At 58.2% G+C, this 14,680-nt stretch carries 7 protein-coding genes; 3 read left to right on the top strand and 4 right to left on the bottom strand.

Features of this window, described 5'->3' with window-relative positions; all coding sequences use genetic code 11:
* Nucleotides 1-43: 43 nt before the first annotated feature.
* From C1X29_RS25590 to C1X29_RS25605, 4 genes are all read right to left on the bottom strand, one after another.
* Nucleotides 44-628: a hypothetical protein gene (locus C1X29_RS25590; RefSeq protein WP_102687100.1), complete on the bottom strand. Its 585-nt coding sequence runs from the start codon at nt 626-628 to the stop codon at nt 44-46.
* On the bottom strand, nt 628-9,291 hold the full coding sequence (locus C1X29_RS25595) for a DUF637 domain-containing protein (protein WP_256584395.1): 8,664 nt from the start codon (nt 9,289-9,291) through the stop codon (nt 628-630). The genes C1X29_RS25590 and C1X29_RS25595 overlap by 1 nt, the downstream gene beginning before the upstream one ends.
* Nucleotides 9,292-9,316: 25 nt before the next feature.
* The gene (locus tag C1X29_RS25600; protein ID WP_102687099.1) at nt 9,317-11,023 is read right to left on the bottom strand and encodes a ShlB/FhaC/HecB family hemolysin secretion/activation protein; all 1,707 of its coding nucleotides are present in this window, start codon (nt 11,021-11,023) and stop codon (nt 9,317-9,319) included.
* Between the two features lie 150 nt (nt 11,024-11,173).
* Complete coding sequence (locus C1X29_RS25605; RefSeq protein ID WP_085746213.1) at nt 11,174-11,623, bottom strand: helix-turn-helix domain-containing protein; 450 nt, start codon at nt 11,621-11,623, stop codon at nt 11,174-11,176.
* A gap of 181 nt (nt 11,624-11,804) precedes the next feature.
* Here C1X29_RS25605 and C1X29_RS25610 point away from each other — a divergent pair, with 181 nt between their 5' ends.
* The 3 genes from C1X29_RS25610 (at nt 11,805) to C1X29_RS25620 (ending at nt 14,665) form a co-directional block, all read left to right on the top strand.
* Nucleotides 11,805-12,623 (top strand): alpha/beta fold hydrolase, encoded by an 819-nt coding sequence (locus C1X29_RS25610; RefSeq protein WP_102718665.1) that lies wholly within the window; start codon nt 11,805-11,807, stop codon nt 12,621-12,623.
* Nucleotides 12,624-12,882: 259 nt separating this feature from the next.
* Nucleotides 12,883-14,190, top strand: a complete 1,308-nt coding sequence (locus C1X29_RS25615) for an NAD(P)/FAD-dependent oxidoreductase (protein WP_102718666.1) — start codon at nt 12,883-12,885, stop codon at nt 14,188-14,190.
* A 58-nt stretch (nt 14,191-14,248) separates the two neighbouring features.
* Nucleotides 14,249-14,665: a RidA family protein gene (locus C1X29_RS25620; RefSeq protein ID WP_007950460.1), complete on the top strand. Its 417-nt coding sequence runs from the start codon at nt 14,249-14,251 to the stop codon at nt 14,663-14,665.
* Nucleotides 14,666-14,680: the final 15 nt, after the last annotated feature.

Raw genomic sequence — 14,680 nt, forward strand, 5'->3', positions numbered from 1 at the left:
ATTAAAATAAATAAATCCGCCCCCCCCCTTCTTCTTTCTTCTTTTAAAAAAACAAGTCAATCGAATCGCTCGCGACAATCTGATCCGAGGTAAAATCCAGCTTATCCGAGACTAAAACTAATGACCTCAAATCCTCGGGAAAATCTTCGATTCCCCCATGTACAGTTGGGACTAAAAACCGAAAATAATCCCCAACAACTGTCTCTCCTTCGTATCCGACCGGATAGTCCTCACCAGGAGCAGAGCTTTCAACTGCATGGTAAATGTAAAACCCCTTAATTGACGGAATTGAATACTCTGAAAGTTTTTTATCAAATCCCGACCTCTCTGAAACTATTAATTCCACATCTATGCGCGAACGGGCATTACGATATCTGCGAAATGAGTACATATCCAACAAAGTACGGCCTACTTTATTTTTCGGATAATCAAAAAAGTCTGACGACTCCTCCCACATAAACTCGTTTATGCTATCCAGCTTTGCCTCCAAGTCTGGAACTTCCAACAATGCAGAAGGCAGGCGACCAAAACAGTTATTGACCATAACTGCTATCAACCCATTTCTATCCATGGCGAACCAAGTTATTATTTCTCCAAAACTAGGCTGCCAGTCTTTATTCAGCGACATCACTTTCCCTCCGGCCAGGTAACACTGCAGTTCGCACAGGTATCAATTATAGCATTTTTCGTAATCCCGCCCTCATCTCTAACAATACGGGGGCGCAGAGCACTGGTAAATTTCACTTCAGCAGGATTGACACCCATCCTAACTAATTTGTCAACCGCTGAGACTTCAGCACAGGCACCAGCAGCATTGCGGCAGAGGTTTGTGATCTCACCGACCTTCACACCAAGTTGTGTTTCTATATAGTTAACGGTTCGCACATCCAACATATCAGCTCTAATATTGCCATTACTGCTCCCTACCGCAATCTTCCCTGATACAGGATCATAGGCACTTATCATAGTTGCCACTTTAGATGCTTGGGTATTGCTAGGAATCGCATTGATAGCATCCAGTAATTCTTGGGTCGCCCGCTCATAAAACTTATCATTTGCAGGAGCGTGTAACACTGTTCGATCAAATAAGCCTACTGCCTCGGTAGGTCGTGTGTATTGACCCGTTTCGGAGATTAACCCCGTTGTTGCGTTGTTAGGCAGTTTGGTACCAGGAAGTCCCGCACTGGCAACCCCCAAAGCCCCAATGACAATATTTCCAGCTGCGTTCCAAAGATCGCCGTTGAACGCCTGGTTTGTTCCTACACCTATTTGGAGTAAACCATTGGCCGCTGCCGCCATACGTATGCTGGAGCCCAATGGACCGGTCAGTCCATAAATTGCCGGATTTCCAAGATTCGACAAACCCTGCTGTTCGTTATTGATGCGTAAATAACCTTGAGCGTCCCTGAAGATCAGTTCGTTTTCAGTTTTTGTCCGAGTCCAGACCAATTGATCGAACCATCCACCTGCAATGGCACGCTGAGCATCGGCAAAAGCATTTTTGGCTTCGGTGGTTCCGGCGTAACGGTACAGCTCCGGGTTCTCGGGGCCATTGCTGATTAGCTTGCTGACCCGGGCATTGACCTCTGCCACCGTCGAGTTTTCCAACTCTTGGGCGGCGTACACTTGGAGGTAAGCTGCTAACTCCGTGCGCTCCTGTGGTGTCAGAGAATTTCTGTCCAGGCGGAACTTGGCGAGCAGATCATCACTTCGGTGATCCGCACCCTCCAGTCGTACAAGTCGCTTAGCAGGATCTATTGCTCCTGTTTCCTTGAACTCCTCACGTGCGTTATCACGTTCCGCCTTGTCGTGCTTCCCAAGGAAGTTGTATTGCGTTGCGTTTGCCGCCACCGTCGCAGCGACGCCCAGATCGCCATCGGAAGCTGCCGCTCCCAACACACCCACGACCTGCGAGAGTGCGAGCAGGTTCGCCTGAGCCTGAGCGTATTCGGCGCTTCCTTTTACGAGATTTTTAGGAAGGAGCCTCTCTCCAAGAAGACCGATCAACACTTCGTTGGCGCCCCCCGCGATGGCACCCGTACGGAAGTCACCGCCCGTGGCCTCAGCCAGCAACCCGCCCAATCCAGCGTGCAGGAGGATTTTCCCAACATTCCCGTCTTTCAGGGGAAGATCACCGATTTTCCCGGCCCCATAGGCGCCACCGATGGCCGCAGCGGTGCCCACTGCAGAACTCGCAAAATTGTCTTTCAGGCTGCCGCCGTAAACGGCGGTTTTGATCAAGGCATCCGAACTCACCTTGATCGCGACAATCTTCAAGCTTTCGGGATTCAGTCCGATTGCGCCTGGGTCGTAGTTGAGGCTTTGGGTAACGCCTGCGGTTGCTGCCGCCACGACATAGCTTTTAAGCGCTTCCTTGGAGGTTACGTCCTTTGCAATCTTGCCCAGATTGCCTCGGTTGTCGATGGTGCTGACGGCGGCCTTTGTCGCTGCGGTAACCGCAACGGATTGCAGAATCATGCTCGACATTGGACCGATGACCGCTGCCATCACGATTGCAATGATCAGTTGCGAAGCTGGCCCAAGCCCCGAGTTTTGATATTTGAACGACTCATGGATTTCCTTGACTTGCCTCCAGTCGATGTCTCCTCTCGCTTCTGCCTGCTTGAGCCAGGCAAGTTGAGGATCGGCCTCGACCATTGCGTCAATGGCTTGGTGCACGCTTTGCTGATCGACATGTTTGATATCGATCTTCAGCCCGTCTACAGCTTTGATCGTAAGTTTTCCAGATGCGATCAGATGACTCTGACGCAGCGTTTCATCGTTATTGCCCCGGCCTTTTGACGAAGTCCAAAAAGCATCTCCATCGCTTTTGGTATGGCTCTCGTCGTGAGAATCCTTCACCCCTTCAAAAACAATCGCCCCACCACTGTCCAGCGTGATGTCCTTGCCGCTTTCAAGCTTCGCCACTTGATAGCGCTGATCCCCCTCGCTGACCAGCGTGAGATTGCCCCCGGTCTTGATCTCGCTCCCCACATGAGTGATCTGGGTAACCTCGTCGCGCTGCATTTTCTTGGCGCCGAAACCACCCTTCTCCTTCATGTCATAGAGGGTGTAGTCCTTGTTCTGCGCGGCCAGCAGACTCAAGTCATTACCCGCATACACATAGGCTTCATTGCCCGCGCTGATCTTGCTCGCCACCAACGTGGTATCGCGACCGGAAGTGGTTTTTACGTCGCCGCCCGCGATGAATTCGGCTGCTTTCTGGACGGTGTGGTTGTCTTCTTCGTGGACGCGTTTCTTGCCACTTTTGCTGTTGGTCTCGACATTGTGTTCGTCGCTCGCCGAAGCCATGTTCAAGTCTTGTTTCGCGTCGGCAAGCAGATCGCCTTTGGCTTGTGCCGTACTGGCGAGGACGTTGATGTCGCGACCGGCGTCAAGCTTCAGGTTGCCGCCACTCTTCACGCTGGACGCGAGGTTTTCCACGGTTGTGGTGACGGTCGAGCGATGTCCGCCGTTCTCGATTGTGTGGATCTCATTGACGTTCTGAACCGCCAGTAAGTTGATGTCGCGGGTCGCGCTCAGGTCTGCATCGGCGCCGCTGGTGATCGTGCCGGAGTTGGTCAAGTCACGGCCGGACTTGATGCTCAACGTATCGAGGGCGCTGATGTTGCCGCCGTCGTCAAGTGACGTGCGCAACCCCTGCCCCGGGCTGTAAGTCACGGCGGTCCGGTCGTTGACGATGTCACCCTTGAGGGTGCTCAGGCTGACCTGATTACCGCGAATATCACCGGCCAGCGCATTGCGGATGCTGTCGGTGGCCATCAGGCTCAGGCGTTCGTTGGCCTCGACCAGACCACCGTTATAGAGGCTGCCTTTGACGTCTGCCGTGAGGTTGTTGGTGGCCCGCAGAGTGCCGACGTTGACCAGGTCGTTGCCGGCGATCATTTCCAGATCACGCCCCTGAATCAGGCTGCCGCCGCGCACGTTGCGGGATTCGGCCTGAGCCAGATACAACACTGGCACCAGTACTTTCTGGCCATCGACGACGCGCTCTTCCATCCAGACGATGTCATGCGTCAGCGCCGCCACCTGCTCGGACGTGAGGGCGACACCCACCGCCAGATTCAGCTCGTTTTTGCTGGCGAGCGCGTTGTCCATCAGGTAACGGAATTGCTCGTAATCGTTGTTCAAGCCACCGGCCAGAAAGCGCTGGCCGGTCTGAGCCAACACTGCATCGCTGATCAAACGCGATTCGTAGCGACCGTCGCCGAGGCGGCGAGCGGCCTCATCGGCGTTGAAATTAAGTTTGCCCAGCAGGTAGTCCGAGCTCATGAATGGCGCGGTCTGAGTCAGCTCCGGATTGGTTTCGATCAGGTAGCGGCTCTGCGGATTCGGGCTCTGCACGAACATGCCGTAAGGGCCTTTCGGAAGCCTGAATGTCGAAGACGCGGTTGGATCTACTGCAGCAAACGGTACTCCACGGAAATCAACCGGGACGAAGCTGATCTGCTTCACGCCGTCCGCATCCACCTTTTCGATGCGAGTGACGTCCTTGGCGACCTGAACGCTGGCGGCGCTGCTGCGCTTGCCCAGATTGATGTCGACGACACCCACACCGGTGGCTTTTTCGCTGTCCAGATTTCCGGTGAGCTGATCGTAAGTATTGTTGTAGAGCTTGCCGTTCTGGATGGAGTCAGTGACGTTGAGGCTTACCGTTCCTCCCGCCTGCAGGGTGGCCGGATACAAGGTGTTGCCATTGGGAGACCACTTTATTTGTACGTTCTCAGGGTGAGCGAAGCGACTGTCATTGGTAACGGCGACCAACTCGTTGAAGCGTGCCTCATCGAAATTCCCCTGCTGCGTCTGCGCGTTGAACGCCGGGACTTCGATGAACTCCATCCGATCCCACAGACTATTGTCGATCCTGCCAGGCGTGCCAATCGATTCTGTCGAAGTGCCGGAGCGCGATTCCGCGCCGAGGTTTAACAAGCGGTCGGCGGTTACCGTTAGGCTGCCGTTCGCAGCCATCATGCTGTAGCGGTTTTCGACATTGCCGGCATGAATCGTCAGGTTTTTGCCCGCGACGAAGCGTGATGCGGTCGAGTCTTTGAGAACCACATCGTTATAGGTCCGATCAATAATGATCGTGCCTTTTTTCCAGCCATCGTGGCCACCGCAATGCTGCCCGCAAATCCATCTGATGGAGCCGGAACTGCCGCCCTGCGACATTTCGAAAACCGACTTGGCGTTTTCCACCGACATCGCATTGATGTCGATATCCCCCTCGCCCTCGACCGTCCCCGACAAGTTGCTGAACAACGCAGCACGACCACCACCCACGGCGTCGACCGTGAGATTGCCCCGGCTGTAGATATCGCCGTAATAGTTGTTCAGGCTGTTGCCATGTAACTTCATCGTGCCGCCGCTGAACAGCAGCGTATCGGCTCCGTTGGAGATGCCGTTGGCGGCGTTGAATTCGAGATTGCCCTGGGCGCCCAGGGTGCCTTTGTTGTCGATCCGGGCAGCCGTCACCGTAAGGTTCTGGTTGGCGATCAGCCGACCGAGGTTGTCCAGCGTGCCGCGCAAGGTCATCACGGTTTCGCCACCGCTGACCAGCCGCCCGTCCTGTTGAATCACGTCGCTGGCGTTGATGGTGAGTTTCTGCTGAGCCGACACTCGACCGCTGTTGATCAGGTTACCGCCAAGGGTCAGCGTCAGATCGCCATCGCTGAGCAGTTGCCCGGCGTTATTCAGATTGGCGACATTCAGGTTCAGCGCCGAAGCACTGGCGATGCGATCCCCGACATTAAGGTTCAAATCCTGCGAACTGGTGTAAGTCAGCCCACCATTGAGTTGCCAGGTGCCCACACCATTAACCGCCGCGACATCCCAGACGCCTTTGCCCAGACCGGTGAGGCTGCCCTGCGTGCCGGTCAGGTTATTCAGATCCAGGTCAAACAACCCTTGCGCGGCGTGACGCACGCTGCCGCTGAGGTTGTTGAGCTGGGTGCCGGCGAGTTCCAGATCCTGACTGCCAATCTCGATGACGCCGTTCTGGTTATTCAGGTTGCCGTTCAGTTTGATCTTGCTGGAGGTGCCGCCCAGGGCACGAATCTGCCCGCCAGCGCTGTTGTCCAGCTGGACGCCGCTCAGTTGCAGATCCGCCGCCGACTCGATCAGTCCGCCCTGATTGAGAATCTGGCCGACCGCTTCGAGACCCAGCCGATTGCCGCTGATCTCACCACCCGCGTTATCCAGACGGGTGCCATCGAAAGTGACCTGACCTTTGCCGAAGAGCTTGCCGCCATGGTTGATCAGGCGTGTCACGGTCAGCTGCAAATCGCCCAGCAGGCTGGAGATCAAACCGGCCTTGCCGTTGACCACGCTGTTGTCGAGGTCGGCACTGGTGATGTCGAGCGTGTCAGCCTGTAGCGTGCCACCCTGGTTTTGCAGGTTGCCGGTGCCCAGCGCGAGTTCTGCGTGGCTGCCATTGGCGAGGATCGCACCCTGCTGATTCAGTACGGTACTGCCGACGATTTTCAGACCATCACTACCGGCAACAATCTGGCCCGCATCACGGTTGTCGATGGACGTACTGGTGATGTCCAGGCGCTGCCCGCGCAATGTGCCGCCGCGATTGTCGAGTTCGACCAGTTGTTCGAGCAGCAGGTGTTGCTCAGCGGCGTCGACCACGCCCGTGACGTTTTTGAAGACACCGGCAATTTTCAGCGCAATGTCGCCGCCCGTGCCGACGATGCCGCCCTTGTCGCTGTTGTTCAGCTGCGTGGCGTTGACTTCGATGGTTTTGCCCAGCAACACACCGGCACTGTTGTCGACCGTATCGCTTTCGATGTACAGGTCGGCATCGCTCTGGATCCGGCCTTTTTGATTGAGCAGTTGCGACTGACCGGTAACGTTTTGCTTGAGAATCAGCCGAGCGCCGTCAACACCCGCCGCCAACAGACCGCCCTCGCCGTTATCGAGGCTGGCGGCTTGCAGGTCGAGGCGATCGCCGATCACCCGCCCGCCCCGGTTGTCGATGTGGCCATTGCGAGCGACCAACAGCAACTGTTGCGCAGCCACCACACCCTTGCGGTTGTCGATACTGCCGGCGTGAACATCCACGTCACCCTGGCTGGCTTGCAGTCGACCCAAGGCATTGTTCAGGTGCTGGTTGACGACCAGCGTGAGCTTGCCGGTCTCGGCGCTGATCGCGCCTTTGTCATTGCCGGTGAGATTGTCCAGCGTCGCATCGACAACACCGCCGAGCAGTTGGCCGTTGGTGTTGTCCAGATCGCGTGCAGTCAGGTTCAGGGACGTGTTGCCCTGAATCAAACCCTGAGTGTTGTCCAGGTCTTCGCTGGCCAGCACGCTGTCATCGGATGAAATCGTGCCTTGGGTGTTGTCGACTTTGCCGCGACTGGTAAGTCCGAGCGATTTGCCGGTCAGGCTGGCATTGCGGTTGTCTATGCTCTGGGCAGCGACGCTCAATCGATCCGAGGCCTGAACCTTGCCATCTTGGTTGGCGAGGTCCTGATCCAGCGTCAGGTCAACCTTACCGTTTTCGGCACTGATGACCCCTTTGCCGCTGTTATCCAGCCGGGTGCCGGTAATCCGGATCGAATCGGCCGCCAATGTGCCGCCCTGATTGAGCAACTCGGCACCCGACACATCGAGGTCGGTCTTTGCCTGGATCTCGCCTGTGCCATTGTTCAGACGTTCGTGGGCGACGACTTTGGCATCGCTCTGGCTGGCAGCAATCAGGCCGCCAGCGTTATCGACTTGCCGTGCTTCGATATCCAGATGTCCGGCGATGATTTTGCCGTCATCGTTTTGCAGCGCCCGCGCATTGAGTTTCAGACTGCCGCCGGCGATTTCGATACGACCTTTGCGGTTGTCCAGACTGTCGACGGAGAGCGTTGCCGCCTGGCCGTCGGCGAAGCGGATCAGACCACTGAGGTTGACGATAGCCGGGACGTTAAATGCGATTCTGGTCTCGCCGTAAATCCGGGCGTCAGCGCCTTGATTGACCAGGCGAGTGGCGCTTAGCGCGACGTCTTTGGCCTGGACTATACCGTTCTGGTTATCGAGCACACCTGCGGCACTCGCGCTCAGCGAGCGACTGGCCAATACGCTGCCACGGTTGCTCACCGAGCCGCTGTTGATGGACACATCGCCATTGCTGTTACGGCTGTTATCCGCATTCACTCCGGCTTCAATCACGCCGGCGTTGGTCAATGTGCCGACGTTGGTCAGGCGAACGCTGTCCCTGGCGGCAAGGCTTTGCTGGTTGACCAGATCCTTAGCGGTTTGCACGGTCAATTGCGTGCCCGCGTAAACGGCCTGCTGCGCCTCAAGAATGTTGGCCTTGATGTCGACCGCATTGCTGGCCGTGGCCTTCGCCAACGTCAGTTGGCCATTGGCGTCGATCTGGATATCCCCGGCGCTGGCCGCCAGTTCGCCTGCCAGTTTCACGCCGACACCGGCCTCGGTGCCCACCAGTTTGATCGCCCCGGCGTACATCCCGCCCAGCGCCGAAGAGTCGATCGCCAGTTGCGGTCTGGCGCTGCCGTCATCGGCACGCGCGGTGGCGTTGAGCGTTTCGGCGTTTACATCGTTGCGACCGGTGGTGATGTTCAGGCGTTTGGCGTGGATCTGCGCGTTGATCTGCGCACTGCGGGTGAGGATTTCAAAGCTGTCGACAGCGCTGGCATCCAGACCTTTGCCATCGATGGAGACGCTGCCCTGATCGACTTGAAAACGGTCCAGTCGACCCGCGCCATCGAGCACAGGTTTGCCGGTGGTCAATGTCACACGCGGGGTGTTGATGAAGCCGCAGCCGTTGCAACTGATGCCATACGGGTTGGCCACGATCACCCGCGCCGACTGCCCCGCCACTTCGGTGTAACCGCGCAGTTGACTCGGACTGCCACCGTTGACTTCGTTAAGGATGGTTTGCGCCGCCGCACCGCGCAGGTTCGGGTTGCCGAGAATGATTCCGCCGATCTGCGTCAGCTGCGTGCGGCTCGTAGCGTTGTTGAGGATGACGCCTTGAGCATCCACGTTGTAATCGTGGAACTGGTTATGCGAAAGACCCGCACCGTTGGGCGTGGCGATGTTGATGATCGGCACGCCATTGCCTGCCCGGTCGAGCGTGGTGCCGGGCGCACTGACCACGATTCCGTCTGCCTGCGCCCACATCGGCTGCCAGAACATGACGTTGGCCAGCAGGAACGCCAGTCCGCGTTTGGGCATGCCCCAGAAGTGTTCACGGTTTTTTACGGCAGCAGAAGGCTGACTGGCCAGAAAGGCCAGTTGGCGGAAGTCCATATCAGAATCTCGGAAAGGGCAAAAACTAGAGGAAGAAATCCACGCGGAAATAGATCGGCGCTTCGCGCTCGGTCAGCACGTCAGGGCGTTCCAGGGAGTGGGCAAAGGTCACGCTGGCCGCAACGTGTTCGCCCCGGGCAAACAGTTCCAGCGAGTTGCTCGACATGCGCCCATGCTGGTCACCGTTGTAGCGGTCACCACGGATCACGCCCTGATCGTAACCGAGGCTGGTGCCGTATTCCGCGAACACCGGGCGCAGCCATTCGGCGTTGATCGGGCGCGACCAGCGCAGGTCATTGCGCCAGTAGCCACCGCTGTCACCAGACAGCGATTGATCCTTGTAGCCACGGATCGAAGACGACCCGCCGAGGCTGGTGCGTTGCGGGCTGAACAACACGTCTTCACTGCGCTGGCCGGTCATCAGGCTGCTGAAGGTGAAGGACTCGCCCCACACTTTGAATGGCTGCAGATAGCTCAGGGTTGCGGTGTATTTGCGGTAACGCGCATCCGGCTCGCCGGGGCCCGGGTCGTGGCTGCCCTGAGCGTCGAATGCACCGATGCCTTCCTGCATGCCGGCGTCGAAGTTGACGAAGGCGCTGCCGATACGCCGCCCGTGGTTGAAGCCGAACTGCGCTTCGCTGATGCGGTTGCTGCTCAGCTTGAGCTTGCTGTCTTCGATGAAGTTGTTGGTGCGCAGATACGACAGGCCGGCGTTGAGGGAGGTCTTGCTGACCGAGTCGCGGTGGATCACCCGCTCGGCGCGCAGCTGATGGTTTTCGCTGTCGCCGGTCTGCTTGAAGTTGTAGCCGTTGGCCGCGATTTGCGAGCGGTACTCACTCTGGCTGTAGGTGTAGCTGAAGTTCCACCAGCCCCACGGCAGGTTGTAGTTGAGCATGGCGTTGTTGGAGGTGTGCTGGTGATCGGTCATCGCATCGTGACCGCCGCGCAGACTCAACTGATCAGCCAGACCCAGCGGGCTGTCCCAGTCGAATGTCGTGCCCCACTGCTGCTCACCGGTGCTGCGCTGGCCGTCGTTGCTTCGCGACAGCCCGGCGCGCCATGGTTTCTGCGGGGTGTTGGTGACCAGCACCTCACTGCCGCCGACGTTCTTGCCTGGCGACAGCTCCATCTTGGCCTGGTTGGAAGGGAGGCGATTGAGCTGATCGACCATTTGCTCGATCTCGCGCAGATTCACCAACTCGCCGGCCTTGCCGGGAAACGCCATCGACAACTCACGCTCCGAGAGCTTGCTGTTATCGGCGCCTTTCAAGCCCTCGAGTTTGCCTTCGACCACCAGCACTTTCAGGTGTCCACCGGACAGATCCTGCTGTGGCAGATAAGCACGGCTGGTCACCCAACCCTTCTCGATGTAGTGATCGGTGATGACCTTCAGCACTTCATTCAGCTGAGGCACACCGAGACACTGGCCGATGTAGGGCTTGAGCAAACGGCTCTTGTCGTTCTCCGACAGGCTGTCGGCGCCTTTGAGCTCGATGTCGTTGATCTGAAAGCAACGCGTGTCGGCGGGGGCTTCCGGCTGCGCCGGCTTGGCCTCTTTACCGGGCAGATCCTTGAGCTCTTCGAGCCGCCGCTGCTGCTCTTCGAGCAGACGATTCTGGCGTTCGCGGATCAGGTCGGTTTCACCGGGGGTGGGTGCTGCAAGTGCGGTTTGGAGTGGAGAAAGGCATAGCAAAGCCAGGCACAACCTCGCCACGAGGGCGGGTGAGGACATGTTCGATCCCTCGAGACGGAAACTGATATCAGAATAGTGGCGCGATAGTAATGAGCCACTATTCTGACGTCAATTTTTGTCATTACTAAATATGTATTGCCGACCAGCGGCATCAGTAAAAGTCTTCCGGAATCGGTGAATCACATCATCTCAATGCTCAACCGCCAGTTTCGTCGCCACATCTTCCGGCGCCAGCACCCGACCATCGGCCGACAGCAACTGAAGCTTCCTGATCGGCTGACGCTTCTGCGCATCCACCATCACCGACCCCGGCTCGCCAGGCTCGAACATGAACTCCCCACCCCACTGCGACAACGCAACGATCACGGTTTGCAACGCCCGGCCCTTTTCGGTCAGCACGTATTCCTTGTAAGCGCTGCCATCGGACGCTGGCACCAGGCGCAGGATGTCGCGTTCCACCAGCCCTTTGAGCCGGGTGCTCAACATGTTCTTGGCGATCTCCAGGCTCTTCTCGAAATCGCTGAAACGACTAATGCCTTCCAGCGCATCGCGGATGATCAGCAACGACCACCAGTCACCGATCAGGTCGAGTGTCCGGGCGATCGGGCAGGCATTGCCCGCAAGGCTTTTGCGCTTCATTTCGGGTGTCTCCGGCAAAACGGCAGGTTCGATGCGGTTGCATCTTACAACTCATGCCGCCAAACCGTTAACGCGTGCGCCACGAAACTTAGCACCTGCGTACAAGTGGCCAATGCCCTTTGTCGCGATAGTGAACGCTGCCATCACGGCATCCACGCAGGCCCTCACCCAAGGAGTTTTCATGAGCACGTTCACGACCCAAGACGGCACCGAGATCTATTTCAAGGACTGGGGCAGCGGCAAGCCCGTGCTGTTCAGTCACGGCTGGCCGCTGGATGCCGACATGTGGGAATACCAGATGGAATATCTGAGCAGCCGCGGCTATCGCACCATCGCCTTTGACCGTCGTGGCTTCGGCCGTTCCGAGCAGCCGTGGACCGGCTACGACTACGACACCTTCGCCGATGACATCGCGCAACTGATCGAGCACCTGGATCTGCGTGACGTGACCCTGGTCGGCTTCTCCATGGGCGGCGGCGATGTCAGCCGCTACATCGCACGCCACGGCAGCGAGCGCGTTGCCGGACTGGTGTTGCTGGGCGCGGTGACCCCGCTGTTCGGCAAGAAACCGGACTTTGCCGAAGGCGTCGACAAGTCGGTGTTCGACGGGATCAAGGCCGGCTTGCTGAAGGACCGCGCGCAGTTCATCGCTGACTTCAACGCCCCGTTCTACGGCACCAATCAGGGTCAGAAAGTCTCCGACGGCGTGCTGACCCAAACCCTGAACATCGCCCTGCTGGCCTCGCTCAAAGGCACCGTGGCTTGCGTCACTGCATTCTCGGAAACCGACTTCCGCCCGGACATGGCGAAAATCGATGTGCCGACGTTGGTGATTCACGGCGATGGCGATCAGATCGTGCCGTTCGAAACCACCGGCAAACAAGCGGCCGCGCAAATCAAGGGCGCTGAACTGAAAGTCTACGCAGGTGCGCCGCACGGCTTTGCGGTGACTCATGCGCAGCAATTGAATGAAGACCTGCTGGCGTTTCTCGATCGCTGAGTCCTTGTGATCTGAACACGCCTTGAAAAGGGCCGTCGACTACCCTGTCGGCGGTCCTTTTTTTTGTTGTCCCGGATTCCGGTGCAAAGGTGAAGCCCCGTATTTACGGAGCTTTCAGGCCTCTGCATCACGTTTTTATCTTCACATGCCAGCTTAATAATATTTTACCGATAACCACCCCCTCCCTAGTCTGATCCCAAGCACAGAGAACAGGTCGACAGCGACCTGAATCCAACGGCCTCGTGAGAAGGGATCAGAGATGACCACTGAAATAATAAAAACAGACACGCTTGTTGTCGGCGCCGGTCAAGCGGGTGTGGCCATGAGTGAACACCTGAGCAAACTCGGTGTGCCGCACCTGGTGCTGGAGCGCAGCCGCATTGCCGAACGCTGGCGCACCGGGCGCTGGGACTCGCTGGTGGCCAACGGTCCGGCGTGGCACGACCGGTTTCCGGGGATGGAATTCGATGATGTCGATCCGGACGGTTTTGCCCACAAGGAACGTGTCGCCGATTACTTCGAAGCGTATGCAAAGAAATTCAACGCGCCGATCCGCACCGGCGTCGATGTGAAAAGCGTAGTGCGCAATGTCGGGCGTCCGGGCTTCACCATCGAGACCTCCGAGGGCGTGATCGAAGCGGCCCGCGTCGTCGCCGCCACCGGCCCGTTCCAGCGTCCGGTGATCCCGGCCATTGCACCGAAAGATGAGCGTCTGCTGCAGATTCACTCGGCTGATTATCGCAACCCGCAGCAGTTGCCGGCCGGCGCAGTGCTGGTGGTCGGTGCCGGTTCGTCGGGCGTGCAGATCGCCGATGAATTGCAGCGCTCGGGCAAGCAGGTTTACCTCTCGGTCGGCGCCCACGACCGCCCTCCCCGCGCTTACCGCAACCGTGATTTCTGCTGGTGGCTGGGCGTGCTCGGCGAGTGGGATCAAGCCGCGATGAAACCCGGCCGCGAGCACGTGACCATCGCCGTCAGCGGTGCCCACGGTGGCCGCACCATCGACTTCCGTGGTCTGGCCCATCGCGGCATGACCCTGGTCGGCGTCACCGAATCGTTCAGCGACGGCGTGGTGACCTTCAAACAGGACCTGCGCGACAACCTCAAGCGTGGCGACGAGAACTACCTCGCGCTGCTGGATGCCGCCGACGCCTACATCGAACGCAACGGCCTCGACCTGCCGCTGGAACCGGAAGCCCGCGAGACTTATCCGGATCCTGAATGCGTGAAAAACCCGCTGGCCGATCTCGATCTGGCCGCCGCCGGTATCACCTCGATCATCTGGGCCACCGGGTTTGCCGTGGACTATTCGTGGCTGAAAGTCGCCGCGTTCGACGACAACGGCAAGCCGCAACACCAGCGCGGTGTGTCCAGCGAATCGGGCGTGTATTTCCTCGGTCTGCCGTGGCAGTCGCGACGCGGTTCGTCGTTCATCTGGGGCGTGTGGCACGACGCCAAGCACGTGGCCGATCACATCGCCACCCAGCGCAAATACCTGGCCTATCGCGATGCCGAACAACGCGAAGCCGCGCTGCACAACAACGCTGTCGACACCGTCGACGCTTGATTTCCCTCTTCAATCCCGGCGCCCGTCGCGCCGGGTCCGAATTCGTCAGGAGCCGCACATGAGTCAGCCAACCCACACCCGCATCCGCATGTTCAACACCAAGGACACTTACCCGAACCAGACCCTGGACAACGACCTGTGCCAGGCCGTGCGCGCCGGCAACACCGTGTATGTCCGTGGTCAGGTCGGGACCAATTTCGATGGCGAACTGGTCGGTCTCGGCGACCCGCGCGCGCAGACCGAACAGGCCATGCGCAACGTCAAGCAACTGCTCGAAGAGGCCGGCAGCGACCTGAGCCATATCGTCAAGACCACCACTTACCTGATCGACCCGCGCTACCGCGAGCCGGTGTATCAGGAAGTCGGCAAATGGCTGAAGGGCGTGTTCCCGATCTCCACCGGGCTGGTGGTGTCGGCTTTGGGTCAGCCGCAGTGGCTGATGGAAATTGATGTGGTTGCGGTGATTCCCGAGTAATTCGACCTTAGCGAA

The organism is Pseudomonas sp. GW456-12-10-14-LB2, from assembly GCF_002884345.1.
Taxonomy (GTDB): domain Bacteria; phylum Pseudomonadota; class Gammaproteobacteria; order Pseudomonadales; family Pseudomonadaceae; genus Aquipseudomonas; species Aquipseudomonas paraglycinae.